Here is a 26,715-nt window from a genome sequence, read left to right on the forward strand (position 1 = left end):
AGATTCCATCGACTATGCGTGCGGGATAAACATAGAAATCTTGTTCAATATAGAAAAAGATAGTGACGGTATATGATAAAGATAGTGACGGTATACGACAACAATACCGTCACTATCTTTATCATATACCGTCACTATTTTGCAGCCGGGAATCTCCAATTGAAATTTCCGGCTATTCCATTGTTGTTTAGGATAGGAACTTCACAATATCCTCATCTACTGTGCTGATGCCTCCGATTCCGAATTGTTCGATCAATACGTTCTTTACGTTCGGTGAAAGGAAAGCGGGGAGAGTAGGACCCAGATGAATATGTTTCACTCCTAAAGCCTGTAATGCCAATAAAACAATGACTGCCTTTTGTTCGTACCAGGCGATGTTGTATACGATAGGCAACTGATTTACATCATCCAGTCCGAAGATTTCTTTCAGTTTTAAAGCGATGACGGCCAGTGAGTAACTGTCGTTACATTGTCCTGCATCCAATACTCTCGGAATGCCGTTGATATCACCTAAAGCCAGTTTATTATATCTGTATTTGGCACAACCGGCAGTAAGAATCACGGTGTCACCAGGTAATTTTTGAGCAAATTCCGTATAGTATTCACGGCTTTTCATACGTCCGTCGCATCCTGCCATTACAAAGAATTTGCGGATAGCTCCGCTCTTCACGGCGTCCACCACTTTATCTGCCAGGGCTGTCACCTGTGCATGAGCGAATCCTCCGATAATCGTTCCGTTTTCAATGGCTACCGGTGGCTGACATTGTTTGGCGTGAGCAATCAGGGCAGAAAAATCTTTCGGTTTTCCGTCTTTGCGTTCGGGGATGTAATGTGCCCCTTCCAAACCACAGGCTCCTGTGATGTAAATACGATCCTTGTAGCTGGCATTTGCACGTGGCGGAACGATACAGTTACTTGTGAACAAGATAGGACCGTTGAAACTTTCAAATTCCTCTTTCTGCTTCCACCAGGCATTTCCGTAATTTCCTGCCAGATGCTTGTACTTCTTTAGTTGAGGATAATAGTGTGCAGGCAACATTTCGCTGTGAGTATATACATCTACTCCTGTGCCCTCTGTTTGTTCCAATAGCTCTTCCAGGTCTTTCAAATCATGTCCGCTGATTAATATACCCGGATTATTGCGTACACTGAGACTCACTTGTGAGATTTCCGGATTTCCGTAGCTGCTGGTATTCGCTTTATCCAACTGTGCCATTGCCGATACTCCATGCTTTCCTGTTTCCAAAGTCAGCTGAACCAGTTCTTCCACTGTAATATCATTGCGGGTCAGTTCGGATAAGGCATGTTGCATGAAAGCAAATATTTCCGGTGACTCGTAGCCCAGGTTATGTGCATGCTCTACATAGGCAGCCATTCCTTTCAGGCCATAGTGTACAAGTTCTTTCAGTGAGCGGACATCCTCGTTGGGAGTGCGAAGCACACCGACAGTTTTTGATTTTTCTTCAAACTCATCTTCGCTTCCATTCCAAAGACATTCGTCGGGAGCATTTTCAATCTTTACCTTGTTGGCAAGTTCCTTTTTCAGTTTCAGTCCTTCTTTGATTTTTTCAGTGATAGCCGCTTTATCAAAATTGGCGTTGGTGATGGTGATGAACAATGCATCATAGATAAATTTGTCTGCTTGTTCGGAAGGATGTCCATCTTTACGCAGATGTTCGTTGTAGACAGCAATTCCACGTACTACGAAGAGTAGTAAGTCTTGCAGGTTAGCCACTTCAGACGTTTTACCGCACACACCTTTCAAGGTACAACCGGTACCCATTGCGGTTTCTTGACATTGATAACAGAACATACTCATAACTTTTACGTTTTTAATTAGTCCAATAGTTTATCTCTTGAACGCAAAAGTAGAGGAAAGGTTTCAGGTGATTCTGTAACCAATGTTACAACAATGAATATTTTTTATATAGATACTCACTATTTGATTATTATCCGGTCAATATTCAATCCATGAATTTTTAAGTCGATTCCATTATTGGATAAGCCGGACCAGTTCTTCTTTCTGTAAGATAGTGATATGCTTACGATCGGCTATCAATAATCCGTCTTCCTGCATATGCGCCAGTTCACGGGCGAGGGAAGGACGGGACACCCCGAAGTAATCACTCAATTCCTGTTGTGAACGGTCGAGGGTGATATGTGCCTGTTGCTGCTGTTTATGTAGTCGGAGCAAGTACGAAGCAAGTTTCTGACGAATCGTCTTAAATGACATGAAGAAAAGCTTATCCGATAAGGTCCGTGCATAATTGGCAGAAAGATTCATATAGTTTTCCAAAAACTGCTCGTTTTTGCGGAATAAACTCAATACACTTGATTTAGGAAGTTCGATAACCTCTGTCGGTTCGTTGGCCGTCACTTCCACCGGATAGCGGTTCTCCTCACCGAACAGGAACAGAGGGGCAATCGCTCTTGGAGCAGCGATGTCCTCCACTTTGATAAGACGCCCCGAATAATCGATCATCTCTCCACGCACACTTCCTTTGGTCAGGATGACAAGGCGGTTGCACACAGCCCCCTGTTGAGCCAGGATTTCCCCTTTCTTATAAGAACGTGTATGGAAACTGATCTCTTCCAGATCGGCAGAAAGTCTTTCCGGAGTGATTCCCCGGAATAAGGGATTGTTGACGAGTGCAGGTATCATATATCAATAGTTATTTGAATTTTAAAATAAACGTTGTTTCTTTCTCCCGCAGCAAAGTGAGACTTCCGCCCGAAAGACGCATGATCTGGCGTGAAATGCTAAGTCCGATTCCACTACCATTTTCTTTGGTGGTGAAGAAAGGTATAAAGATATGCTCTGCTATCTCCGATGGGATTTCAGGGCCGTTGTTCTTGATCTCGATCCATATTTCTTCCATGTCATTGCAATAAGCCCGGATCTCGATTCTACCATCCGGCTGGCTGCCGATTGCCTGAATGGCATTCTTTAGAAGATTGATAACCACTTGGGCGATGAGGTTTTCATCTGCATACAGGATTAAGTCCGCAGGAGAAATCTCCGTGTGGAAACAAATGTTGTCACACGGATTCTGATGGCGGGCAAGTTCAATCATCCTTTCTATGAACGCTTTCACGTAGAACAGCGACGGTTCCGGTGCAGGTATGCGTGTAAACTGCCGGTAAGATTCTACAAAAGAGAGCAACCCTTTTCCTGTGGTGCTGATGGTCTGCAACCCGTGACTGATCTCTTCATCTTTGCCCTCGGACATGGAAAGAAGAGTGTCACAAAGGGAAGTGATAGGAGTGACCGAATTCATGATTTCATGCGTCAGAACCCGTGTCAGGCGAATCCATGAATCTATTTCCTTTTCATCGAGTTCGGTATTGATATCGTTCAGGGCCAGGATACGCAGATGTTCTTTGCGCACATTGATTTCCGATACACGTATGGATAGATTAACGGTTCCCCGTTCGTTGTGAAACATCACTTGCAGTTTGTCTCCGGGACGGCAGTTCTCTATTTTCTCCATGAGCGTAGTGTCTACTTTACTTAACTGATGGATATGCGTGAATATATTCAGCCCCAAAAGACGGAGTGCTTCCTTGTTCTTCTGATAAACCGCCCCATTGTCATTGAGTACCAGCAATCCTGTACTGACAAAATCCAGAATCAGCTCGTAATATTTCTCTTGCTGGGCGGTTTCCGCTTTTACATTATATAAAATGTGTCCCACCCGGTTGAGTGCCCGGTTGATCTTTAGGCTTTCGGGAGTACCGTTTTCTTCGGGAAAATGAAAGGTGTTATCATTGTTTTCAAGCGCGTTAATCATGAAAAGCACCTGCTTGGTGTGAAGCTGGTACAGGCGGATTTGCCAGATGATGCTAAGCACCAGCAGACAAAGACTGACGCCCAACCAACCGTATGATTGATGAATACCGAACCAGACAGTCGATATACAGAAAAGTACAGTCAGCAAAACTCTGAACCAGTACCGAATCCCCAGTTGTTGGATCTGTGAGTTCATAATCCGAATTTTTTCATCTTGTTATAGAGCGTTTGCCGGGTTATTCCCAGTTGAGCGGCCACTGCCGATAAATTTCCCGCACAGGCATCGAGTGCTTTCCGTATCATCTGCACTTCCATTTCTTCCAGGGTGGAGATGTTTTGTTCCTGAATGGCTATCCGTGGTACGGATAATTGGAATAATTCAGCAGGAATCAGCGGACTGTCATTGATGATAACCGCTTTTTCGATGACGTGCTCCAATTCGCGGATATTCCCATACCAGGGATGCGCAGTCAATTTATCCTCTGCTTCGGGAGTGAACTTCATCAACGACTTGTCATATTGCTTGCAGAAGTGAGACAAAAATCGTTCGGCCAATGGGATAATATCCTCTTTCCGTTCGCGCAGGGGAGGAATTTCCACATGAATGGTATTGATGCGGTAGAGCAAGTCCTCCCGGAATTCGCCTTTCGCTACCATCTCTTGCAAGTTCCGGTTCGTGGCACATATCAGTCGGATATCAATAGGAATTGGCGTGTTACTTCCCACTTTTACAATGCTTCGCCGTTGGATGGCAGTCAGTAGTTTTGCTTGCAGATGGTAGGGCAAGTTTCCTATTTCGTCCAGAAACAGCGTACTCTTTTCGGCAGCCTCGAACTTACCTGTCCGGTCGGTATGTGCATCAGTGAACGACCCTTTTATATGTCCGAAAAGCTCACTCTCGAATAAAGATTCCGTGATGGTTCCCATATCCACAGCAATCATTTCCTTATGTTTGCGGTTGGAAAGCGCATGGATTTCACGTGCCAGCATCTCTTTTCCTGTTCCGTTTTCACCCGTTATCAGGAGGTTGGCATCGGTGATGGCAACCTTTTCAATCAAAACCCGTAACTGTTGCATTACTTTGCTTTCTCCCCAGTACATAGGCGAGTGAGCAGGCTTTTCTTTGCTTGCTGTTTTCCTGTCATTGTGCGTAGAGGTTGCTGCGGTTTGCAGCGTTTCCACTAGTTTCTGGTTGTCCCAGGGTTTAACGATAAAGTCCGTTGCTCCCTCTTTAATCCCCCGGATAGCCAGTTCAATATCGGCATAAGCCGTAAAAAGTACGACCGGAAGATCCGGACGTACTTTTTTTATTTCATGTAACCAGAATAATCCCTCATTGCCGGTATTGATGCCCGATGTGAAATTCATGTCCAGCAATACCACTTCCGGCATTTCCTCCCGCAGGACGCTCGTCAGGGTGACAGGCGAGGAGAGGGCAACGACCTTTGAAAAATAACTTTTTAAAAGGATTTGTATGGCAGTCAGCACTCCTTTATTGTCGTCTACAATGATGATTGTTCCAGATTTACTCATTTTCGTTCAAGTTTGTACAGCGCAAACTTACGAAAAAAGGATGTGATAATTCAAGAATCATAATTCAAAATTGATTTTAGACTCCTTGTGCCCCCAATCAAAACCACTGGAACTTCAATCCGAATGATAAACTAAGGTAATCACGCGGACGGAGATAACTATTGTTTACCGCACTAATCACATAAAGGTCGCACGTACTTATTTCATAGAAAAAGGTTACGGACTTGGCCATAAATCTGCGTTGCGGGTCAATATCATAGGTCAGGCGTTGTCCCATAAAGACATGGAAACGCACTTTGCTTGAGAAACCATAATACCCTTTCGGATAACGTTCCGGCTCATTCACCCAGAACTGATTTCCAAATACGGTATTCACATAAAGACCACAGGTAAGAGGCTCCGTCGAGAATCCTTTTCCAATGTTAATGCTCCAGGGCATATAGTTCTGTTTGAGCGTCATGGTCACTTTTGCTTTCTTCGAAGAATATTTCGGGATGAATCCGAGCAATACATCCGTTTCCCACTGATTACGCTTTCCATAATCCCATCCTGTGCCGAAAGAGAGTAATCCCATATTTCCGGCATATTGTATTTTGGAATGAGTCGGGATAATCCGCTCCCAGTTTCTGCGGAAACGGTGAACCCGATTGTCATAACGGGTATGTTGGGTCTGTTCCGGTGCGTTTGTCTGGCAGGTGGCAGACATCAGACCGGAAAGCAGGAGAAGCACGTACAGTACTCCTGCGCGTAAGATATAATTAGTATTTAACCAGCTCATATTCGTATTTTTCCGGAGTTATTGTAAATACCAGATAAGTACGGTAATCCATACAATCACTGGTAACATAATGTATTCCATCATCAAAAATCACATCGTCCTGATAGTGATGGGTATGGGCGGCCGTGCAGAACTGTATTCCTGCATACTGTTTGACATAGTGCTGGAATACTTTTGCCACATTATCATTGAACACATCCGTATAGGGACGCGCGTGCATACAAATAACTGTCTTTTCAAACTCCTCCCGCCTGTTCGTTATCTCATTTTCCATAAAGGTAAAGTCCGGTACCGGTTCGGAGTAATCATACTCCAAAGCGTTGGTATTCAAGCAGACAAACTTCACATTGCCTGCGATGAAAGAGAAGTTTGTGGAGCCGAATACAGCCTTGTAGGTTTCCGCTCCCGTGCCCAGGCAGTCATGATTTCCGATCAAAGCCACATAAGGAACATGAAGTCCGTTCATGATATCCCTTTGCCAAAGAAATTCCTTGGTCAGTCCGAAGTCACTCATATCCCCTCCGTGGATGACGAAGTCAATATCATTCCGTTGATTGATCGCTTTTACAAAATCTTCCGTTTCGTCATACCATCGTTGTGAGTCGCCCATTGTCACGAACCGTATCGTAGTTTTACCCTGGCAGCTCGCTTCTATTCTTTCGATGTTGTGTGCATTGACCTCTGTTTCTCCGCTGATGCGGACGTCATACGGATGATAGTCTATCATACCGCATCCCGAAAGGAACAGGCACGAACACAGTGCATATAAATTCTTCCTCTTCATCATTACTTTAATAGTTTATAAAACTGAATGCAAAGATAAAGTTTTCTACCGGGATGGACAATCTCCCCATGGATAATAGAGACTGTTGGAACAATTTAAAGGAGAAATGGAATAGTCTCCCGGTTGTCTAAAAATTAGACGGTACTGTCTAATTTTTAGACAATATTCAGAAAGGTTGAAATGATAAACACCTGATAATGAATTATTATTCTTTTTTGGCATGCTTTCTGCATGATTGAAAATAGAAAAACAAAAATAAAATATAATATGAAACAAATCTATTATGTGATCCGTACTTTATTGCGGGGGCATGGTTCCAACGTTATCAAAATCCTCTCTTTGGCGTTGGGGCTGACGATGAGCATTCTGTTGTTTGCCCGTGTGGCTTTCGAACAGAGCTTTGACAAATGCTTCAAAGATTATGATAACCTGTATCAGATCTTCTCCGTCTTTTCCGCCAATGGCCAAACCTTTGAGCCGCAGGAAATGAACTGCGGACCGGTGGCGGGTGCCATACTGGAGAATTTTCCTAAAGAAGTGGAGGCAGCCACCAGCTATTGCGTCTGGATGAGTGCCCCTCTTTATCATGGAAGTGTCCGTTTTGAAGCTAACAAAGTGACAGCCGATTCACTATTCTTTCAGACTATGGGTATCGACGTTTTAAGCGGTGTTCCGGAAAAGGAACTGATGCAGAAAGATGTTGTCTTTCTTAGTGACCGGTTGGCTCGTAAGATGTTCGATCAAGAAAATCCGATAGGCAAAGTTATCTCTTATAATAAGGAAATAGAACTGACAGTGAAAGGTACGTATGCTGACATACCTGAAAATGCTACCGTCAGACCGGAGGCTGTGATTTCTCTGCCTACCGTATGGAGCCGTGGATGGGGAAACTACTCCTGGAGAGGAGGCGATAGCTGGATTGCATTTATCCGTTTCCGTCCCGGAGCAGACAAATCCGTGGTGAATGCCCGGTTGAATGACTTGATAAAGAAATATCGTCCTGCAGAAGACCAGAAAGTAGTAGGTTATACCGCTTTTGTAAAGCCGATCCGTGATGTGTACAGGGAAGAGCCGGACGTGAAGCGGATGCGGAACATCATGTCTATCCTGGGAATAATCATCCTTTTTATCGCTACCTTGAACTACGTACTGATCTCCATCTCTTCACTCTCATATCGTGCCAAAGCCATCGGCGTACATAAGTGTAGCGGTGCAGGCAGCGGCAAAATTCTGGGAATGTTCCTATTGGAAACAGCTATCATTATTCTCTTCGCCTTACTACTGATGGGATTAATCTTACTGAACTTCCGCGACTTTATAGAAGATACAACCGCCGTTGAACTCGGAGCTCTGTTCTCTTTAGACCGTCTTTGGGTACCCCTGCTGACGGTAGCTATCCTGTTCCTCATAGGAGGAGCACTGCCCGGACGCATCTTTGTCAAAATCCCCGTTTCACAAGTCTTCCGCCGCTATACAGAAGGAAAGAAAGGCTGGAAACGCCCGCTATTATTCGTGCAGTTTGCCGGCGTAGCTTTCATCTGCGGACTGATGTATGTGGTGATGCTGCAATACTACTATGTCTTAAACAAAGACCTGGGATACAATCCGAAGCGCGTTGTCGTAGCCAATACCGGTTTCGGCAATAAAGAAAACCAAGACTATGCCCTGACTTTCTTCCGCGGCCTGCCTTATGTAGAGTCCGTGTCCAGTGCCGATTCCCATCCCGTATATAGTTATAGCGGAACGATGATTCAGGATGAAAGTGGACAATCACTTTTCTCTTCCCGTTTTTGTAAAATGATGGAAGACTATCCGAAGATGATGGGTATGGTGATGAAGGAGGGGCGTATGCCACGAAATGAAGACGAAGTAGTCATCAATGAAACATACGGCGAATGGATGCACTGGGGAACCGAACTATTGAACCGTACCGTCTATAATTCAGGCTACGTATGTAAAGTAGTGGGAGTGATTAAAGACTTCCGGATCGGTAATTTCACCAACCCGCAAGCACCTTTCATCCTGATGAGTACCAAGAATTTCGGGAGCTGTGTTCATGTCCGGCTGAAAGAACCTTTTGCGGAGAATCTTCAGAAACTGAATAAAGTATCGGCAGATGCTTTCCCCGATAAAACGGTCGATTTCCGTTCGATGGAGCAGATGATAAAAGAGAGTTATAACTCCATCCGCGTCTTCAGCAATGCTACCATACTGGCAGCGGTTACCATGTTCTTTGTGATGATGATGGGATTGATAGGCTACACAACCGACGAAGTCCGCCGCCGTTCCAAAGAGATTGCCATACGCAAAGTCAATGGCGCCGAAGCCTCCGGTATTTTGGAAATGTTGGTGAAAGATGTGCTCTATGTAGCCGTTGCAGCCGTTGTGGTCGGTGTGGCGGCATCATGGTACGTCAATGATATGTGGATGGATATGTTTGCCGAACACGTGCCCGTCAGCTGGGCGGCGTATGTACTGATAGCGATTGTAAATCTTCTCGTTATCGTAGCCTGCGTACTTTGGAAATCGTGGCGGATTGCCAATGAAAATCCCGTGAGTAGCCTTAAAAGTGAATAATTAAAAACATAAATAAAAAGATTATGATTGAAATAAACAACATCAGTAAAGTATTCCGTACTTCCGAAGTGGAGACAGTTGCCTTGAATCACGTAAACCTTGAAGTAAAAGAGGGAGAGTTTGTAGCCATTATGGGGCCCTCCGGTTGTGGTAAATCCACTTTGTTGAACATTCTGGGGTTGCTCGATAACCCTACCGAAGGTTCCTACCGCTTGATGGGTGAAGAAGTGGGCGGATTGAAAGAGAAAGAACGTACCCATGTGCGTAAGGGCAAACTCGGATTCGTATTCCAGAGCTTTAACCTGATCGACGAACTGAATGTTTACGAGAATGTAGAACTTCCTCTGACATATTTGGGCTTTAAAGCATCCGAACGCCGCCGCATGGTAGAAGATATTCTGAAACGGATGAACATCAGTCATCGTGCCAAACACTTTCCGCAACAACTTTCCGGTGGTCAGCAACAACGTGTCGCCATTGCCCGTGCCGTAGTGACCAATCCGAAACTGATTCTCGCCGATGAACCGACCGGTAACCTCGATTCAAAGAATGGGGCAGAAGTGATGAACCTGTTGACCGAACTGAATAAAGAAGGAACAACCATCATCATGGTGACACACTCACAACATGACGCATCCTTTGCCCATCGTACAGTTCATTTGTTCGACGGCAGCGTGGTAGCCAGTGTGATAGCATAAACCAGATCAGAAGCAAGTATGAGACAAATCTATTATAGCATACGTACATTACTGCATGAGCGTACTTTGAATATCGTAAGAGTGCTCTCCCTTTCTTTAGGACTAACAGTTGGCATCTTGCTTTTCTCGCAAATAGCTTTTGAGATGAGCTATGAGAAATGTTACCCGGAAGCGGAGAATCTGATAATGGCGAGAATAGCGGCACAGAATATGACGACCGGCGAAGTGCAGGGCGATGACGGAATGAATTATGACTATACCGTCTGCGATCCGGTAGCTTTTACCCTGGCGCAGGATATGCCTGAAGAAATAGAGTTGGCCACCTGTGTACTTCCTTCCCAGTTTTATCATATTTATAAAGAAGACAAACTGCTGTCAAAAGCAAATTACATGAGGGTTGACACCTGTTTCTTTGAAACGATGGGTATACCCGTACTAAAAGGGAACGCGAAAGATCTCATCATTTCGAATAGCATATTTGTTTCAGAACATTTTGCCCGTGAAACATTCGGCAGTGCAGACCCTATTGGGAAAACCCTTTCGGCGGACAAACAGTTGGAACTGACAATTCGTGGCGTCTATAAAGATATACCCGAAAATTCGATGCTCTCCCGTGACTTTGTGATTACCATTCACCGCGATGGTCACTATGCGAGTGGTAACGGTTGGAATGGGAATGATATCTTTTATGCCTTTGCACGCTTGCGTCATGCGTCGGATATAGACAAGGTGAACAGCAAAATCCAACAAGTAATGGCAAAATACAGCCCCTTGCAATGGGATGACTGGAAGTTGGAATACAGCGTTGTTCCTCTTTCGGAACGTCATCTGGATTCTGCCGATACCCAGAAACGTTTGATGATATTCGGCTTCCTCGGCTTTTCAGTGTTTTTTGTAGCCATCATGAATTATATGTTGATTTCAATAGCCACTATCAGTCGTCGTGCAAAAAGCGTAGGAGTACATAAATGCAGTGGAGCCAGTTCAGGGAACGTCTTTGGTATGTTTCTGGCAGAAACCGGAGTCTTGGTTCTACTATCCATTCTATTTAGCTTCCTGTTGATAATCAACATGGGCGAATTGATCGAAGACCTGCTGGGAACCAGCCTTGCCTCACTGTTTGCCTGGGACATCATTTGGATACCGTTGCTCACTGTAGCAGTCCTTTTCCTCCTGGCAGGAGGCATACCGGGGAAACTGTTTTCACGTATTCCCGTCACGCAGGTATTCCGGCACTATACGGATGGGAAAAGAGGATGGAAACGTTCATTGCTATTTGTCCAGTTCACGGGTACCTCCTTTGTACTCGGACTATTGCTGGTTACCCTGTTACAATATTCTCACCTGATGAATGGAGATATGGGAATCAAGATTCCGGGACTGGTAGAAGCCGAAACCTGGATGTCAGGCGAAACAGTAGAACATGTAAAAGACGAGTTGCTTCGCCAACCGATGGTGGATGGGGTATCGGCATCCACACACAGCGTACTGGGAGAGTACTGGACACGTGGATTGATTGGCAACGACGGCAAACGCATTGCTACCCTTAATTTCAATATGTGCGACTATGATTATCCGAATGTGATGGGAATCAGAATAACAGAAGGCACCACCATCAAGAAAAAAGGCGATCTATTGGTGAATAAAGAACTCGTCCGTTTGATGAAATGGACCGATGGTGCCGTAGGAAAATCCGTGAGTGGGGTAGAAGGTACCATCGTAGGAGTGTTTGATGATATTCGTAATAGAAGTTTCTATTCCAGTCAGTCTCCTATTGCATTGATTGCCGATAAAGAATCGGCCAATCACACCATCAATGTCCGTCTAAAAGAACCCTATGACGAGAACCTGAAACGCTTGAACGAATGTGTGGCAAAAACATTTCCGAATGTAGCTCTGAACTTCAATTCAGTAGACAGCAAGATCCGGGAAGGCTATAAGAGTGTATATCGTTTCCGTAATGCAGTCTGGATTTCGTCCTGCTTCATCCTGCTTATTGTCATCACGGGATTGATTGGCTATGTGAATGGAGAAACTCAACGCCGCAGCAAGGAAATAGCCATATGCAAAGTGAATGGGGCAGAAGCCTCCGGCATCCTGAAATTATTGATATACGACATTCTGAACATCTCCGTAATCTCTGTTCTGATAGGTACTGCCGCTTCCTATTTTACAGGCCAAATATGGTTGGAACAGTTTAGCGAACGAATTGATATGGATCTGTTACTTTTTATAGGAATAGCCCTGCTGGTACTATTGGTTATCGTGGCTTGCGTGGTAGTGAAAGCCTGGCACGTTGCCAATGAAAACCCCGTAAAGAGCATTAAAGCAGAATAAATAATAAAAACCAATAGGCGGAGTAAAGCTGCTAATGCTTTATTCCGCTACCGTTTCCGGATGTTGTTTAGATACTTTCTTAATGTAAATCATCAGACTGACAACCGCCGTAATAAATGCCAGTGCATCCGATACCGGCATACTAATCCAGATACCTTTCAATCCCCACCAGTTGGGAAAGAGTAGCAAGCAAGGCAAAAGATAAAGCAACTGCCGCGTCAGCGAAAGGAAAATACTTATTTTAGCCTTCCCGATACTTTGGAAGAAGTTACCAATCACAATCTGCGCCCCTACAAACGGGAACATCAATACAGCCAGCCGGATACCGTCTACGGCCAAATCAATCAATTCATCGCTATCCGTGAAAAGAGCCGACACAGCATGCGGGAAGAACTCGCAGATAATAAACCCGCTACTGGTAATCACAACCCCGGAGATAATCCCCAGTCGCAACGTCTGTTTCACGCGGTCTATCTTCTGCGCTCCGAAGTTATACCCCACGATAGGCTGCATACCCATCGTCAGACCTAACACAATCATCACATAAAGCGTCAGCAAACGGTTGATGATCCCATAAGCTCCAATCGCCATATCACCTCCGTAATTTTGCAGGCTGTTATTGATGATAATCACAATGGCACACGCACACACATTCATCAGGAAAGGAGACATACCAATGGCGAAGATACTCTCCACAATTCTCCGTTTCATCTTCCAGATATTCCCCTCAAAATGCACCGTACTGTCTTTCTTGACAAAGTGGCTCACCACCCACACCATACCGATCAACTGCGAAATCACCGTTGCCGTAGCAGCCCCTCTCATTCCCCATTCAAAGTGGAAAATAAAGATAGGAGCGAGGATAATGTTCGCCACCACCGTCACCATCGAAGTCAACATCGCCTTTTTCGGGTATCCGGTAGCACGCATCACGTTGTTCAACCCAATCATCGTATAAGTGATAGGAGTACCCAATAAGATCACCTGCATAAAGCTCCGCGCATAAGGAAGCGTCTCGTTACTGGCCCCGAAGAAAACCAATATATCATCCAGAAAGATGAAAGACAAAATACCAAAGAAGAACGAATTAGTGATACAGAGCATCAACGTGTGTGACAAGATTTCCGTAGCCCCCTTCATATCCTTTTGTCCCAGACGGATAGACGCCAGCGTAGAACCGCCCGCCGATACCAATGTACAGAAAGCCACCACCAGATTCATCAGCGGAAAGCTGATGGCCAGTCCGGCAATCGCCATCGGGCCTACGCCATGTCCGATGAAGATACTATCAATAATATTATAGATAGAAGTAATCGTCATTCCTATAATTGCAGGAATGGAATATTGTAACAGCAATTTGCCGATACTTTCTTTGCCTAAGATATGTGGGTCGTTCTTGCTCATGCGCTAGTAGATTTTGTTGGATAAAAACGTATGTTACGTTTTTTTTAGCTTTGCAAAGGTACGAATTATTTGCCTGATTCGATGATTATTCGGAACTTTGCAGCGATGGATACACAAGGTTTAACGTTTAGGTAAAAAGAAAGTTTATATATGAATACAACGAAAACGATTGCGGCACTCTTCGATTTTGATGGTGTCATTATGGATACAGAAACGCAGTACACAGTCTTCTGGGACGAGCAGGGACGGAAATATCTGAACGAAGAAGATTTCGGCCGCCGGATCAAGGGACAGACATTATTGCAAATCTATGAAAAGTATTTCTCGGACAAACCCGAAGCCCAGCTTGAAATAAGCGCTGAACTTTACGTTTACGAGCAAAAGATGTCCTACGAGTATATCCCCGGAGTAGAAGCCTTTATAGCCGATCTTCGCCGTAACGGTGCAAAGATAGCCGTAGTCACCAGCTCCAACGAAGAGAAGATGGCCAACGTCTATAATGCCCACCCCGAATTTAAAGGAATGGTAGACCGCATTCTGACCGGAGAGATGTTTGCCCGTTCCAAACCGGCTCCCGACTGCTTCCTGCTCGGAATGGAAATCTTTGAAGCCACTCCCGAAAATACCTATGTCTTTGAAGATTCTTTCCACGGTCTGCAAGCCGGAATGACTTCCGGGGCAACAGTGATCGGACTTGCCACCACCAACTCACGTGAAGCTATTACCGGCAAAGCACATTATATAATAGATGACTTTATCGGCATGACCTACGACAAGCTCCTGACTCTACATCGTTAAGAGAAAGAATAAATCCGAAACGCACATTATTGCACTTGATAAATCGCTTCCTTATATCGTTAAGGAGCTTTTATTATACCTCACAGAATCCTTTCAAACGCCTCCCCAGCTACCTAAGCGAGGCGTTTGAAAGGATTTTTTGCATTTCCTTCTCTGTTCTGAATTAAATGTTATAACTTTGCCGCGATTTTTGAAGGCGCTTGGCGTCGTTTTAATATTTAATCATTAATTTTTAATTTAAAAAGACATGGCTGGTTATATATCGGATGATACAAGAAAGGTGACTACTCATCGCTTGGTTGAAATGAAACAGAGAGGTGAAAAAATATCTATGCTGACTGCATATGATTACACAATGGCGCAGATTGTAGACGGTGCAGGAATGGATGTAATTCTGGTAGGCGACTCTGCTTCTAATGTAATGGCAGGTAATGTGACTACACTACCTATCACACTCGACCAAATGATTTATCATGCTAAATCCGTGGTACGTGGTGTAAAGCGTGCGATGGTAGTGGTTGATATGCCTTTCGGATCCTATCAGGGCAACGAGATGGAAGGACTTGCTTCTGCCATCCGCATCATGAAAGAAAGCCACGCTGACGCTTTGAAGATGGAAGGTGGTGAAGAAATCATAGACACGGTGAAACGCATCGTATGCGCCGGCATTCCGGTAATGGGACATCTGGGACTCATGCCTCAATCCATCAATAAATACGGTACCTATACCGTGCGTGCCAAGGACGACGCCGAAGCCGAGAAGCTGATTCGCGACGCCCATCTATTGGAAGAAGCAGGCTGTTTTGCCATTGTACTCGAAAAGATTCCCGCAACCCTTGCCGAACGCGTAGCTTCCGAACTGACCATACCTATTATCGGTATCGGTGCCGGTGGACACGTAGACGGTCAAGTATTGGTGATTCAGGATATGCTTGGCATGAACAACGGATTCCGTCCCCGTTTCTTGCGTCGTTACGCTGACTTGTACACGGTGATGACCGATGCCATCAGCCGTTATGTTTCTGACGTGAAGAATTGCTACTTTCCCAACGAGAAGGAACAATATTAAATATAGTATATGGCAGTTAAATTGTGGACAGTTCATTTTATGCGGATATGTGTAGCTAATTTGCTGTTGTTTATATCCTTGTATGTGTTATTTCCGGTGCTTTCCGTAGAGATGGCCGACCGTCTCGGAGTGCCGGCTGCACAGACAGGAGTAATCTTTCTCTTTTTCACCTTGGGGATGTTCCTCATCGGTCCTTTCCATGCCTATCTGGTAGATGCATACAAGCGTAAATACGTGTGTATGTTTGCTGCCGCCCTGATGGTAGTGGCGACCATCGGATACGCCTTTGTCACCAACCTCACAGAACTGATTCTGTTGAGCACCGTGCAAGGGCTTGCCTTTGGCATAGGCACAACAGCCGGCATCACATTGGCCATCGACATCACCAACTCCACGCTGCGCAGTGCGGGAAACGTCAGTTTCTCCTGGATGGCACGTATGGGGATGATCGCAGGCATTATCCTCGGAGTATGGCTTTATCAAAGCCAATCCTTCCAAACCCTGCTCACTGTATCTGTCATAACCGGAGCTGTCGGAATCCTCATTTTATCAGGAGTCTACGTACCTTTCCGTGCGCCGATTGTCACCAAACTCTATTCCTTCGACCGCTTCTTATTGCTTCGTGGATGGGTTCCTGCCATCAATCTGATCCTGATAACCTTCATTCCGGGACTGCTGGTTCCCATGGTACACCCTTTCCTAAACGATTTCGTACTCGGAAACACAGGAATCCCCGTACCGTTCTTTGTAGGAACAGCCCTCGGATACATTGTTTCCCTGTTCTTTGCACGTCTGTTTTTCCTGAAAGAGAAAACCTTGCGACTGGTCATTATGGGAATCGGATTGGAAATGGTAGCCATGTCTTTATTGAATACAGACATCTCCATAGGTATTTCCTCCGTACTCTTGGGATTGGGCTTAGGCTTTATCCTGCCGGAATTCCTGGTGATGTTCGTAAAGCTATCCCACCATTGCCAACGCGGAACAGCCAACACTACCCATCTGCTGGCAACCGAAATCGGCATTTCTCTGGGAATCGCTACCGCCTGCTACATGGAACTGGATACAGATAAGATGCTACATACCGGACAGATAGTAGCATCCATTGCTTTACTCTTCTTTGTATTGATTACCTATCCTTATTATATAAAGAAGAAAGTAAGATAGGAGAGTAGCCGGAATTAATTCCGGCTAACTTGTTTTACTCCCTTTATAGTACGTAATTTCTTGATAAGAGCCTCCAAACGTCCCGTATCACCCACCATGACCGTCAGTGTTCCGGAGAACAAACCGTCGTGCGAGTCAATACCGATGGAGCGCAGCGTGATACCATTCTCTTTGGATATAATAGAAGTGATATTAGTCACGATACCAATATCATCGTGTCCTACAACCCGCAGCGTGATAGGATATTGTGTACCCACCGATTTCCCCGCCCAACGAGCCTTCACAATACGATAACCGAAACGCTCACGCATCTGGTTGGCATTCGGACAATCCGCCCGGTGTATCTTGATACCACCGCTTACCGTAACGAAACCAAACACATCGTCCCCGTAAATCGGATTACAACATTTAGCCAACTTGAATTCCAACCCTTTCAGATTCTGGTCGATCACCAGTACATCTTCCTTAGACGTCGTTTCCTCTTGTTGCGCAGCCTGCAAGTTATACCCTTCGGCACTGCGATACACAATTTCGTCGTGCGTATCACTGTCCCGTTTCTGTTGCTCTACGTATTTATCCAGAATCTCGTTAACGTCCAGTCCACCGTCGGCAATCCGCTGATAAAACTCCGTCACATTCTTGAAGCCCAATCGCTTGATGAGGCGCATCATGGTCGCTTCATCATATTCCAGCTTACGGTTCTTGAATTTCCGTTCCAGCGTCTCCTTGGCAAAAGCATGCTGGCGTGCCACCATCTCCTTGAGAGCCTGCCTTATCTTGGTGCGCGCTTTGGAAGTCGTCACGATGTTCAGCCAGTCCTGCTTCGGAGTCTGGGTGTTTGAAGTCATGATTTCCACTTGGTCGCCGCTGTTCAGTTTCTGTTTAAGCTGTGCATTTTTGCCGTTCACTTTCGCGCCGATACACTTGCATCCCAACTTACTATGGATATGGAACGCAAAATCCAATACCGTAGCCCCCTTGCCGAGCTTGAACAAATCCCCCTTGGGCGTGAAGACAAACACTTCATCCTCGTAGAGATCCATCTTAAACTGATCCATCACTTTCAGCGAGTCGTTGTCCGCATTCTCCAACGCCTCCCGCACAGAAGTCAACCACTCGTCCAGACCCGTTTCACCCTTGATACCTTTATATCTCCAGTGAGCAGCCAAGCCGCGTTCCGCGATCTCGTCCATGCGGCGGGTACGTATCTGCACTTCCACCCATTTCCCTTCCGGGCCCATCACAGTGATGTGCAATGATTCGTAACCATTGCTTTTCGGAATAGAGAGCCAGTCGCGCAGACGCTTCGGGTTCGGCTGGTACATATCCGTAACAATCGAATAAACCTGCCAGCATTCCTGCTTCTCCTTAGCCGGATCCGGTTCCGAATCGAGGATGATACGGATGGCGAACAAGTCATAAATCCCCTCAAAAGACGTTTTCTGCTTCTGAATCTTGTTCCATATCGAATGAATCGACTTGGTTCGCCCCTTGATGTCGAACTTCAATCCTGCTTCCGACACCTTCTTCTGGATCGGCTCGATAAAAGCAGCGATATACTTGTCGCGGGAAGCCTTCGTCTCATTCAGCTTATCCTTGATAAAATAATACGTTTCCTTCTGCGTATATTTGAGAGACAAATCTTCCAGTTCCGATTTCAGCTTATACAGTCCCAGCTTGTGCGCCAGCGGAGCATACAGATATGCAGCTTCGTTCGCCACTTTGATCCGGTCCCCCTCGTTGCCCGTATCTTTGATTTTGCGCATCACGTTCACGCGGTCCGCAATCATTATCAGGATTACACGCATATCCTCCGCGAAAGAAAGCAGCAAATTACGGAAGTTTTCCGACTCGATAGCCGGACTCTTCGCATAAAGCTCGTTTGTTTTCACCAATCCCTTGATGATACTTGCCACGTCATCCCCATATTCGGCGTTCACCTCGTCGATAGACAAGACATGCCCCTTCACGATTTCGTGCAACATGATACCGACCAGGCACGAACCTTTCATACCGATTTCCTCGGCAACGATCACTGCCGTTTGTAAATCTCTGATGACGGGATTCATCCCGAAGTTATTGCGTTGCAGACCGTTACACTGGGCCGCTTTGATAAGATGTCTCTTTAACTTTAGGCAATCCTTCCAGGAAATACTATCTCCTGCAGATTGCAACAAATGCCGGTAGAGTGAAAAAAGCTCCTTTTTTTCCTCCGATGTAAAAAAGTCGTCCATATTCAATCTTGTTAATTCGATGTAAAATTAGTTTTTTTCCCGGTTATTCGGCAAGAAGTAAATAACATTTTGTATTTTTGGGCATCAATTAATAAAATTAGATATTATGATAACGACACAGGACAAAGAGTTGCTTGCCAAGAAAGGCATTACGGAAGAGCAAATTGCAGAACAATTAGCATGCTTCCAGACGGGTTTCCCCTTTTTGAAACTGGATGCAGCCGCTTCCATCGAAAAAGGAATATTGGCTCCCGATGCAGAAGAACAGAAGGCTTATCTGGCCGCTTGGGATGCGTATACAAACACAGGTAAGACTGTTGTGAAGTTCGTGCCCGCTTCCGGTGCAGCGAGTCGTATGTTCAAGAACCTATTCGAGTTCCTGTCCGCCGACTATGACCGGCCGACTACCAAGTTCGAACAGGCATTCTTTGACGGAATCAAGGATTTTGCTTTCTATGACGATCTGAATGTAGCCTGCCAGCGTATCGACGGAAAAGATATTTCCGGACTGATCGAAGAAGGTAACTATAAAGCAGTGGTGTCCGCCCTGCTCGAAACTGCCGGACTGAATTATGGCGCATTGCCGAAAGGTCTGCTCAAATTCCATAAGTACCCTGAAGGTTCACGCACACCGATGGAAGAACATCTCGCCGAAGGAGCCATGTATGCTGCCGGAAAGAGCGGTAAAGTGAATGTGCACTTCACGGTATCTACCGAACATCGCGAACTTTTCAAGAAATTGGTAGCCGAAAAGGTAGACGAATTTTCCAAACGCTATGGAGTGGATTATTACATCACCTTCTCCGAACAGAAGCCGAGTACCGACACGATTGCCGCCGACATGGACAACCAACCTTTCCGCGACAACGGCAAACTGCTGTTCCGTCCCGGTGGCCACGGTGCACTGATTGAGAATCTGAACGACCTCGATGCAGATATTATCTTCATCAAGAACATCGACAACGTAGTGCCCGACAGACTGAAGGCCGACACCGTTACTTATAAGAAACTGATTGCCGGAGTGCTCGTGACTTTGCAAAAACAAGTATTCGAATATCTTACCCTGCTCGACAGCGGTAAATACACCCATGACCAGATGATGGAAATGCTTCAATTCCTGCAAAAGAAACTCTTCTGCAAGAATCCGGAGACGAAAGACCTCGAAGATTCCGTACTCGCCATCTACCTGAAAAACAAGTTCAACCGCCCGATGCGTGTCTGCGGAATGGTGAAGAACGTAGGCGAACCCGGTGGCGGCCCGTTCCTTGCTTACAACAGCGACGGAACCATCTCCCTGCAAATCCTCGAAAGCTCACAGATCGACATGGACGATCCGGAGAAGAAAGAAATGTTCGAGAAAGGCACACACTTCAATCCGGTAGACCTCGTATGTGCTGTGCGCGATTATAAAGGACATAAATTCGACTTGGTGAAGTACGTAGATAAGGCAACAGGCTTCATCTCCTACAAATCGAAGAACGGCAAAGACCTGAAAGCTCTCGAACTTCCCGGCTTGTGGAACGGTGCGATGAGCGACTGGAATACCGTCTTCGTAGAAGTGCCACTTTCCACCTTCAACCCGGTAAAAACAGTGAACGACCTGTTGCGTGAGCAACATCAGTAATTTATTCACCACAGAGGACACAGAGGACACAGAGATTTTATAGAGCTTTTATAGAACTTTTTCACCGGATTAATGCAATTGATTCCATTGTTTCCGGTCTTACCTTACCGAAAAAACTCTGTGTCCTCTGTGGTGAAACTTAAAAAAGAGTGTTTAGAATGAATCAGATAGAGAAGATCATCGATATTGCTACTTGGAACAGAAGAGAACATTACGAACATTTCAGTGCTTTTGACGATCCGTTTTTCGGAGTAACCGTTCAGGTAGACTGTACGCGCGCGTATCAGGAAGCCAAAGCCAAAGGCATATCCTTTTCCCTGTTAGTCCTCCACCGGATAACGACAGCCGCTGCTGCGGTAGAAGAATTCCGTTACCGCATCGAAGGCGATAAGGTGGTGTGCTATGACAGCCTTCTGCCCGAAGCCACCGTAGGCCGTGCCGACCATACCTTTTCTTTTGCCGCCTTTGAATACGATCCGGACGAACTCGTCTTTATCCGTCGGGCAAAAGCAGAGATGGAACGTTTGCAAGCCACTACGGGACTCAACAAAGGAGGCACTTTCCATCCCAATGCCATTCATTATTCGGCAGTGCCGTGGCTCTCATTCACCGACATGAAGCACCCCACCAATATGCGTTCGGGCGATAGTGTTCCCAAAATCTCCACCGGAAAGTACTTCCGCGACGGAGAAAGACTGATGATGCCCGTTTCCGTAACCTGCCATCATGGATTGATGGACGGCTATCATGTGGCACAGTTTATTGAGAAGCTCCATTTGTAACTTCCGTTCTGAAAAGACAAACCAGACTATTATATGAGAGTAAAGATACCCAGATGGGAAATTGCCGTAATCTGTTCCGCTTTGCTTTTTCCCGGCACTTCGCTTTGTGCGCAGGAGGTAGGGCAGGAAGAGAAAGAGATGAAGGAAATGCGGCAAGAGGTGAAACAGCTCCGGCAGGACGTCCGCCAACTTCGTGAAGAAGTGCGGAGATTGCAGGAAGAAATTCATGGCTTCCGGCACAACAGTTTCCCGCAATGCGGAGCCGACACCGTAGCTCCCTACGTTCCCCACCATTTCATTCACCGGTTGGGGATAGAGGCGCGGCCGCAATACGTGTTCCCCACCAATCCTTTCCTGCAAGGCGAGAACGAACGGTGGAAACCCATCCAGAGTTCATTTGCCGCTCATCTGAAATACTCTTTCAAGTTTCGTCCCAACACCTGTGCCGACCGCATCTATGGCGGAGCCTATCAAGGTTTCGGCTTGGCCTTCACCACCTTTGGCGATAAAAAGCAGCTGGGTGATCCTGTGACGTTCTATGTCTTTCAAGGTGCACGCATTGCCCGTTTCAATCCCCGCCTTTCGCTCAATTACGAGTGGAATTTCGGTATCTCTGCCGGATGGAAACCTTATGACAACGATTACAACTCTTACAACGGAGCCGTAGGCTCACGGGTGAATGCCTATCTCAACGCAGGTATCTACCTTAACTGGTCGCTTTCCCGTTATTTCGACTTTATCATCGGCGGAGACTTCACGCATTTCTCTAACGGCAACACCAAGTTTCCCAATGCAGGTGTCAACACCACCGGAGCGAAAATCGGACTGGTGTACAACTTCAACCGGGAAGAAGCCGACCTCACTAAATCATTGGTTCATCCCTACGTTCCCCGTTTTCCGCGGCACGTCAGTTATGACCTTGTGTTGTTCGGCTCGTGGCGCCGGAAAGGTGTCTATGTGGGCGAGAAACAGATTGCATCACCGGGCAGCTATCCCGTAGCGGGATTCAACTTTGCTCCGATGTACAATCTCAACTATAAGCTGCGCTTCGGAGTCTCGCTGGATGGTGTCTATGACGGTAGTGCCAATGTGTACACCGAAGATGCGCTGGTAGAGTACGATGGCGGCAGCGGTTCCTCCCGTCGTAAATTTCTCGTGCCGGGCATTCAGCATCAGCTTGCGCTGGGACTCTCCGGACGGGCAGAATACGTGATGCCGTTTTTTACTATCGGTGTCGGCTTGGGAACAAATGTGCTGGGGCGTGGCGATTTGCGCGGACTGTATCAGGTCTTTGCGTTGAAGATAGACGTCACCCGGAGTTCATTCCTTCACATCGGCTACAATCTTCAGGATTTCCAGACTCCTAATTATCTGATGCTCGGTCTTGGTTTCCGTTTTAATAATAAATATCCTAAAGTACGTCATTAACCCCCAATACGCCATTCCCCCAAATGGAAAATATCATTCGTAAAATCAGGCAAATCTATCCGGTTTCCGACGAAGCACTTCAAGCGCTTCAGGCGAATATGGAATTAAGGTATTATCCCAAAGATACCTATATTGTTCAGGCAGGAGTGACAGACCGCTTGGTTTATTTCATTGAAGAGGGCATTGCCCGTTCTATATTCCATCACAACGGAGAGGACACCACTACGTGGTTCAGTCAGGAGGGTGACGTTACGTTCGGCATGGATTCGCTCTACTATCAGCAACCATCGATAGAAAGCGTTGAAACGCTTTCCGCTTGCAAAATCTACGTTATCCACATCGACAAGCTGAATGCCCTCTACGAAACGTATATCGACATAGCCAACTGGGGAAGAATCCTGCATCAGAATGTAAACAAGGAGCTTAGCCACATGTTTGTGGAACGCCTCCAACTTTCGCCTAAAGAACGCTACGAACAGTTCAACCGCCGCTATCCCGGACTTATAAACCGGGTGAAGCTGAAATATGTGGCTGCTTTTTTGGGTATTTCCATCTATACCCTTAGCCGGGTGCGCGCTAAAAAATAGCGATTAGCAGGGCTTTTTTGCTTTAGAGCAAAGAAACTTCGTAGCGCAAACCGTATCTTTGTCCTCTGAAAATACTAACTTACTAATAGAAAAACAAATGTCGAACATTTCTGCTTCAGCCTTTTCAGACACCAAGGCGCATTATGATCTTCTTGACGGACTTCGCGGTGTGGCGGCTCTTATGGTGATCTGGTATCATGTATTCGAGGGCTTCGCTTTTGCCAGTAATAGTGCTATTGAAACTTTGAATCACGGATATTTGGCCGTGGATTTCTTTTTTATCCTTTCGGGTTTTGTGATCGGTTACGCTTACGACGACCGTTGGGGTAAGAGTCTCACTATGAAAGATTTCTTTAAACGCCGGTTGATACGTCTTCATCCCATGGTTGTTCTGGGGGCTGTTCTGGGAGCTATCACGTTCTGCATTCAGGGCTCTGTGCAATGGGATGGAACACACGTTACCATATCCATGGTGATGTTGTCTCTTCTTTGCACGATATTTTTCATTCCTGCCATGCCGGGGGCGGGCTATGAGGTTCGCGGCAATGGCGAGATGTTTCCGCTGAACGGGCCGTGCTGGTCGTTATTTTTCGAGTATATAGGCAATATCCTTTATGCGTTGTTCATTCGCCGTTTGTCTAATAAGGCGTTGACTGTGATGGTGGTATTGTTGGGAGTGGCGTTGACGTCATTCGCCATCTTCGATGTCTCCGGTTATGGAAACATGGGGGTAGGATGGACGCTGGATGGTGTAAACTTCTTGGGCGGATCATTGAGAATGCTTTTCCCTTTCTCTTTGGGTATGCTTTTATCCCGCAACTTCAAACCAGTGAAAGTGAAAGGCGCTTTCTGGATATGTACCCTTGTATTGATTGCCCTGTTTTCCGTTCCTTATTTGGAGGGCGCAGAGCCGGTTTGTACGAACGGTGTGTATGAAGCGTTTTGCATTGTCGTAGCTTTCCCTATCCTTGTGTGGCTGGGTGCGTCGGGAAGTACGACGGATAAGCGGTCAACGCAGATATGTAAGTTCTTGGGAGATATATCTTATCCGATCTACGTGATACACTATCCGTTGATGTATCTGTTCTATGCATGGCTGATTAAGAATCAACTCTATACGCTGGGCGAGACTTGGCAGGTAGCTTTATGTGTTTACGCATTATGCATTGTACTGGCTTATCTAAGCTTGAAATTCTATGATGAACCTTTGCGTAAGTATTTGGCAAAGCGTTTCTTGAGCAAGAAACGATAGGTAGTAGTTTTTTTATAGAGAAAGTCCCGTTTTGTTGCAAGACAAAACGGGACTTTTATTTTTCTGATATGTATTCCTGTTTTCCTCCGAGGAGGTACTAATCGTAATAAGTCGATTTTATAGCTTTTCTATTTCTTCTTTTGAAAGTCCGGTGCCTTTGGCAATCATTTCAGTAGTAAATCCCATTTCTTTGAATTTACGAGCGGTCTCGATAAGAACTTCTTGCCGTCCTTCCCGTCGACCTTTCTGTATCCCTTCTTGCCGTCCTTCCCGTCGTCCTTTCTGTTCAGCAAAGTCCAACGTATTAAAATAATCGTTGTAAATTTTCCATTCTTCCTCGTACTGCGCTCTTTCTTCCTGGGTCATATTCGCTTTGGAAGCCAACTTCTCCAGTCGTTCAAAAACTGCTTTGCGAGCCTTGAAAGGCATTCTGTCAAGTGTGTCCATATGCTTTAATATATAAATCCAGCGTTCAAAATCGTTTTCACATTCATCCTCTTCTTTGTTGAAGTTTGGCAGTTCGATAAAGATTTGCCGGAACTTGTTGTTGAAGAGCTTCCCAGTATCCCTGTCAGAAAGTATAATATCCGTTCTGATTTTAGCGGGCATATCCTTGTCCATCACGAAATTCATGAAGAACACTCCATACACTGCATCCAACTGGAAGTCCCAAACACCTTTTTTTGCTTGCTGCGTGATGGCTCGTGAGAGATAGAAGAGGGCACGGTCTTTAAAATAAGGCTGTTCCCGATTCTGCATTTCTACGATAATGCGTTCGCCCGTGTCGGTTACGCAATATATGTCGTAGATAATACCTCGCTCTGTTTTTACTTCCGGCTGCTGTTCGTTGTTGAGGAACTGGATGTCGGTGATTATGTGCTCTCCTACGAGCAAATCATTCAAGAAGTCAATTAATAACTCCTTTTCTACCTCTCTGCCGAATAAAAACTTAAAGCCAAAATCGGTAAAGGGATTGATAAATCTTCCCATTGTATGTTGTGTCTCAATTACAAAACAAAGATAGCGCTTTTTTGTTGAATATGGTCAAGGAGAAGGATAAAATAATCCAAAAGGTGACTATTGTCCGGCTTCTACTTTTCCATCATCCGGCATGTTGACAGTTACAGTATATACATACTCTGTGTCCTTTTTCGTTTCAAATTAAATTTCCGTTACCTACGAAGTAACGTCTTATTTGTCAGGAGATTGCTTTCCCTCTTGACCGCTTCACAAAATCAATAATCTTTCCGCAGATAAGTAGACACCGTGTTCCAACTGCATCCATGTTCCCGTAGACTGTTCTCAAAACGCTTCAACCATTTGGGCGTCAGTTGCCGAAACGGCATCTTGTCCGAACCCAGAAAAGTGCGGATTGCATTCAAACTGCTTCGGTACACATGTCGACCGCACAGGGCAGCCCAAAGACACCTGTACCGAATGGCAGAAGCACTCACTGCGCGTATTGGTTCTCACGTTGTTGCGGGATTACCCGGATTGCAGGGTGTGCGGCCATCGTGATCTTAGTCCCGACCTGAACGGAAATGGTGAAATAGAGCCGGAAGAATGGGTGAAATCGTGTCCCTGTTTTGAGGTAAAAGCCGGATTCGGGTCGCCGGAGAAAGACATAATTATATAAATAGGTATGTAGAAATTTTTTTGGACGATGAATCCGGAGTCATTCAAAAGTGTAGTCCCGTTTCAGAGTGTGCGTATGCACTTTCTGGAACGGGATTCGCATAATAACGAAGATAAACTGATATTTTTCGGAAAGTGAGTGAAAATCATTTCTTTTTTTGATGTTTTTACTCAAAATACCAAAAATAAATCATAGATTTGCGAAGTTTATCAATATCACAAATAAAACAACAAGAAA

General features: G+C 45.6%; 20 protein-coding genes and 2 pseudogenes. 12 read left to right on the forward strand and 10 right to left on the reverse strand.

What is annotated here, in order from left to right; all coding sequences use genetic code 11:
- Positions 1–187 precede the first annotated feature (187 nt).
- The 6 genes from hcp to AAHJ11_RS14000 all read right to left on the reverse strand — a co-directional run bounded on the left by hcp (position 188) and on the right by AAHJ11_RS14000 (position 6,885).
- On the reverse strand, positions 188–1,819 hold the full coding sequence (hcp, locus tag AAHJ11_RS13975; RefSeq protein ID WP_413579656.1) for a hydroxylamine reductase: 1,632 nt from the start codon (positions 1,817–1,819) through the stop codon (positions 188–190).
- Between the two features lie 174 nt (positions 1,820–1,993).
- Entirely contained in the window at positions 1,994–2,662 is a 669-nt protein-coding gene (locus AAHJ11_RS13980) for a Crp/Fnr family transcriptional regulator (RefSeq protein WP_148366943.1), read from the reverse strand.
- 10 nt (positions 2,663–2,672) lie between these two features.
- Positions 2,673–3,986, reverse strand: a complete 1,314-nt coding sequence (locus AAHJ11_RS13985) for a sensor histidine kinase (protein WP_148366942.1) — start codon at positions 3,984–3,986, stop codon at positions 2,673–2,675.
- Positions 3,983–5,323: a sigma-54-dependent transcriptional regulator gene (locus tag AAHJ11_RS13990; protein WP_234133602.1), complete on the reverse strand. Its 1,341-nt coding sequence runs from the start codon at positions 5,321–5,323 to the stop codon at positions 3,983–3,985. Before AAHJ11_RS13990 ends, AAHJ11_RS13985 begins: the two co-directional genes overlap by 4 nt.
- A 97-nt stretch (positions 5,324–5,420) precedes the next feature.
- The gene (locus tag AAHJ11_RS13995) at positions 5,421–6,029 is read right to left on the reverse strand and encodes a hypothetical protein (protein ID WP_370540826.1); all 609 of its coding nucleotides are present in this window, start codon (positions 6,027–6,029) and stop codon (positions 5,421–5,423) included.
- Between the two features lie 52 nt (positions 6,030–6,081).
- Positions 6,082–6,885 carry a metallophosphoesterase family protein gene (locus AAHJ11_RS14000; RefSeq protein ID WP_074557058.1) on the reverse strand — a complete coding sequence of 268 codons (804 nt, stop codon included), beginning with the start codon at positions 6,883–6,885 and terminating at the stop codon, positions 6,082–6,084.
- Between the two features lie 267 nt (positions 6,886–7,152).
- On the opposite strand from AAHJ11_RS14000, the gene AAHJ11_RS14005 reads away from it, so the two are divergent.
- The 3 genes from AAHJ11_RS14005 to AAHJ11_RS14015 are packed head-to-tail and all read left to right on the forward strand — an operon-like array spanning position 7,153 to position 12,497.
- Complete coding sequence (locus AAHJ11_RS14005) at positions 7,153–9,462, forward strand: ABC transporter permease (protein ID WP_413579657.1); 2,310 nt, start codon at positions 7,153–7,155, stop codon at positions 9,460–9,462.
- Between the two features lie 23 nt (positions 9,463–9,485).
- A complete protein-coding gene (locus tag AAHJ11_RS14010) occupies positions 9,486–10,160 on the forward strand; it encodes an ABC transporter ATP-binding protein (RefSeq protein WP_004303508.1) in 675 nt (224 codons plus the stop codon).
- A gap of 18 nt (positions 10,161–10,178) precedes the next feature.
- Entirely contained in the window at positions 10,179–12,497 is a 2,319-nt protein-coding gene (locus tag AAHJ11_RS14015) for an ABC transporter permease (RefSeq protein WP_413579659.1), read from the forward strand.
- Between the two features lie 39 nt (positions 12,498–12,536).
- Here AAHJ11_RS14015 and AAHJ11_RS14020 read toward each other — a convergent pair whose 3' ends face one another.
- Positions 12,537–13,901: an MATE family efflux transporter gene (locus tag AAHJ11_RS14020; protein WP_148366937.1), complete on the reverse strand. Its 1,365-nt coding sequence runs from the start codon at positions 13,899–13,901 to the stop codon at positions 12,537–12,539.
- 150 nt (positions 13,902–14,051) lie between these two features.
- Between AAHJ11_RS14020 and AAHJ11_RS14025 the strand changes: the two genes are divergently transcribed.
- The 3 genes from AAHJ11_RS14025 (at position 14,052) to AAHJ11_RS14035 (ending at position 16,935) form a co-directional block, all read left to right on the forward strand.
- A complete protein-coding gene (locus tag AAHJ11_RS14025; protein ID WP_413579660.1) occupies positions 14,052–14,699 on the forward strand; it encodes an HAD family hydrolase in 648 nt (215 codons plus the stop codon).
- 247 nt (positions 14,700–14,946) lie between these two features.
- A complete protein-coding gene (gene panB, locus AAHJ11_RS14030) occupies positions 14,947–15,768 on the forward strand; it encodes a 3-methyl-2-oxobutanoate hydroxymethyltransferase (protein ID WP_148366935.1) in 822 nt (273 codons plus the stop codon).
- 9 nt (positions 15,769–15,777) lie between these two features.
- The gene (locus AAHJ11_RS14035) at positions 15,778–16,935 is read left to right on the forward strand and encodes an MFS transporter (protein WP_195649566.1); all 1,158 of its coding nucleotides are present in this window, start codon (positions 15,778–15,780) and stop codon (positions 16,933–16,935) included.
- 14 nt (positions 16,936–16,949) lie between these two features.
- On the opposite strand, the gene AAHJ11_RS14040 is transcribed toward AAHJ11_RS14035, so the two are convergent.
- Positions 16,950–19,169, reverse strand: a complete 2,220-nt coding sequence (locus AAHJ11_RS14040; protein WP_413579661.1) for a RelA/SpoT family protein — start codon at positions 19,167–19,169, stop codon at positions 16,950–16,952.
- 106 nt (positions 19,170–19,275) lie between these two features.
- Between AAHJ11_RS14040 and AAHJ11_RS14045 the strand changes: the two genes are divergently transcribed.
- The 5 genes from AAHJ11_RS14045 (at position 19,276) to AAHJ11_RS14065 (ending at position 24,842) form a co-directional block, all read left to right on the forward strand.
- Positions 19,276–20,793: a DUF4301 family protein gene (locus AAHJ11_RS14045; protein WP_148366932.1), complete on the forward strand. Its 1,518-nt coding sequence runs from the start codon at positions 19,276–19,278 to the stop codon at positions 20,791–20,793.
- A 158-nt stretch (positions 20,794–20,951) separates the two neighbouring features.
- On the forward strand, positions 20,952–21,575 hold the full coding sequence (locus AAHJ11_RS14050) for a chloramphenicol acetyltransferase (RefSeq protein ID WP_217723226.1): 624 nt from the start codon (positions 20,952–20,954) through the stop codon (positions 21,573–21,575).
- Positions 21,576–21,608: 33 nt separating this feature from the next.
- The gene (locus AAHJ11_RS14055) at positions 21,609–23,003 is read left to right on the forward strand and encodes an acyloxyacyl hydrolase (protein ID WP_195650532.1); all 1,395 of its coding nucleotides are present in this window, start codon (positions 21,609–21,611) and stop codon (positions 23,001–23,003) included.
- 23 nt (positions 23,004–23,026) lie between these two features.
- Positions 23,027–23,590, forward strand: coding sequence for a Crp/Fnr family transcriptional regulator (locus AAHJ11_RS14060; protein WP_148366929.1), 564 nt, complete (start codon positions 23,027–23,029; stop codon positions 23,588–23,590).
- Positions 23,591–23,687: 97 nt separating this feature from the next.
- On the forward strand, positions 23,688–24,842 hold the full coding sequence (locus tag AAHJ11_RS14065) for an acyltransferase family protein (RefSeq protein ID WP_413579662.1): 1,155 nt from the start codon (positions 23,688–23,690) through the stop codon (positions 24,840–24,842).
- Positions 24,843–24,959: 117 nt separating this feature from the next.
- On the opposite strand, the gene AAHJ11_RS14070 is transcribed toward AAHJ11_RS14065, so the two are convergent.
- Both AAHJ11_RS14070 and AAHJ11_RS14075 read right to left on the reverse strand, forming a co-directional pair.
- The gene (locus AAHJ11_RS14070) at positions 24,960–25,832 is read right to left on the reverse strand and encodes an Rpn family recombination-promoting nuclease/putative transposase (protein ID WP_413579664.1); all 873 of its coding nucleotides are present in this window, start codon (positions 25,830–25,832) and stop codon (positions 24,960–24,962) included.
- Positions 25,833–26,089: 257 nt separating this feature from the next.
- Positions 26,090–26,242 (reverse strand): annotated as a pseudogene (locus tag AAHJ11_RS14075) (phage integrase SAM-like domain-containing protein); the annotation flags it as partial.
- Here AAHJ11_RS14075 and AAHJ11_RS14080 point away from each other — a divergent pair.
- Positions 26,203–26,478 (forward strand): annotated as a pseudogene (locus tag AAHJ11_RS14080) (N-acetylmuramoyl-L-alanine amidase); the annotation flags it as partial. The pseudogenes AAHJ11_RS14075 and AAHJ11_RS14080 sit on opposite strands and share 40 nt — an antisense overlap.
- Between the last annotated feature and the right edge of the window lie 237 nt (positions 26,479–26,715).

It is taken from the genome of Bacteroides sp. 90-K9/2, from assembly GCF_047310725.1.
Lineage (GTDB): Bacteria > Bacteroidota > Bacteroidia > Bacteroidales > Bacteroidaceae > Bacteroides > Bacteroides vicugnae.

Excerpts from the sequence above, each read along its gene's own strand:
- AAHJ11_RS14070 (WP_413579664.1), bottom strand. The coding sequence starts at position 25,832 with ATGGGAAGATTTATCAATCCCTTTACCGATTTTGGCTTTAAGTTTTTA.
- AAHJ11_RS14035 (WP_195649566.1), top strand. The coding sequence starts at position 15,778 with ATGGCAGTTAAATTGTGGACAGTTCATTTTATGCGGATATGTGTAGCT.
- AAHJ11_RS13990 (WP_234133602.1), bottom strand. The coding sequence starts at position 5,323 with ATGAGTAAATCTGGAACAATCATCATTGTAGACGACAATAAAGGAGTG.
- AAHJ11_RS14045 (WP_148366932.1), top strand. The coding sequence starts at position 19,276 with ATGATAACGACACAGGACAAAGAGTTGCTTGCCAAGAAAGGCATTACG.
- AAHJ11_RS14010 (WP_004303508.1), top strand. The coding sequence starts at position 9,486 with ATGATTGAAATAAACAACATCAGTAAAGTATTCCGTACTTCCGAAGTG.
- panB (WP_148366935.1), top strand. The coding sequence starts at position 14,947 with ATGGCTGGTTATATATCGGATGATACAAGAAAGGTGACTACTCATCGC.
- AAHJ11_RS13980 (WP_148366943.1), bottom strand. The coding sequence starts at position 2,662 with ATGATACCTGCACTCGTCAACAATCCCTTATTCCGGGGAATCACTCCG.
- AAHJ11_RS14005 (WP_413579657.1), top strand. The coding sequence starts at position 7,153 with ATGAAACAAATCTATTATGTGATCCGTACTTTATTGCGGGGGCATGGT.
- AAHJ11_RS14015 (WP_413579659.1), top strand. The coding sequence starts at position 10,179 with ATGAGACAAATCTATTATAGCATACGTACATTACTGCATGAGCGTACT.
- AAHJ11_RS14040 (WP_413579661.1), bottom strand. The coding sequence starts at position 19,169 with ATGGACGACTTTTTTACATCGGAGGAAAAAAAGGAGCTTTTTTCACTC.
- AAHJ11_RS13985 (WP_148366942.1), bottom strand. The coding sequence starts at position 3,986 with ATGAACTCACAGATCCAACAACTGGGGATTCGGTACTGGTTCAGAGTT.
- hcp (WP_413579656.1), bottom strand. The coding sequence starts at position 1,819 with ATGAGTATGTTCTGTTATCAATGTCAAGAAACCGCAATGGGTACCGGT.
- AAHJ11_RS14060 (WP_148366929.1), top strand. The coding sequence starts at position 23,027 with ATGGAAAATATCATTCGTAAAATCAGGCAAATCTATCCGGTTTCCGAC.
- AAHJ11_RS14055 (WP_195650532.1), top strand. The coding sequence starts at position 21,609 with ATGAGAGTAAAGATACCCAGATGGGAAATTGCCGTAATCTGTTCCGCT.
- AAHJ11_RS14000 (WP_074557058.1), bottom strand. The coding sequence starts at position 6,885 with ATGAAGAGGAAGAATTTATATGCACTGTGTTCGTGCCTGTTCCTTTCG.
- AAHJ11_RS14065 (WP_413579662.1), top strand. The coding sequence starts at position 23,688 with ATGTCGAACATTTCTGCTTCAGCCTTTTCAGACACCAAGGCGCATTAT.
- AAHJ11_RS14025 (WP_413579660.1), top strand. The coding sequence starts at position 14,052 with ATGAATACAACGAAAACGATTGCGGCACTCTTCGATTTTGATGGTGTC.
- AAHJ11_RS13995 (WP_370540826.1), bottom strand. The coding sequence starts at position 6,029 with ATGTCTGCCACCTGCCAGACAAACGCACCGGAACAGACCCAACATACC.
- AAHJ11_RS14020 (WP_148366937.1), bottom strand. The coding sequence starts at position 13,901 with ATGAGCAAGAACGACCCACATATCTTAGGCAAAGAAAGTATCGGCAAA.
- AAHJ11_RS14050 (WP_217723226.1), top strand. The coding sequence starts at position 20,952 with ATGAATCAGATAGAGAAGATCATCGATATTGCTACTTGGAACAGAAGA.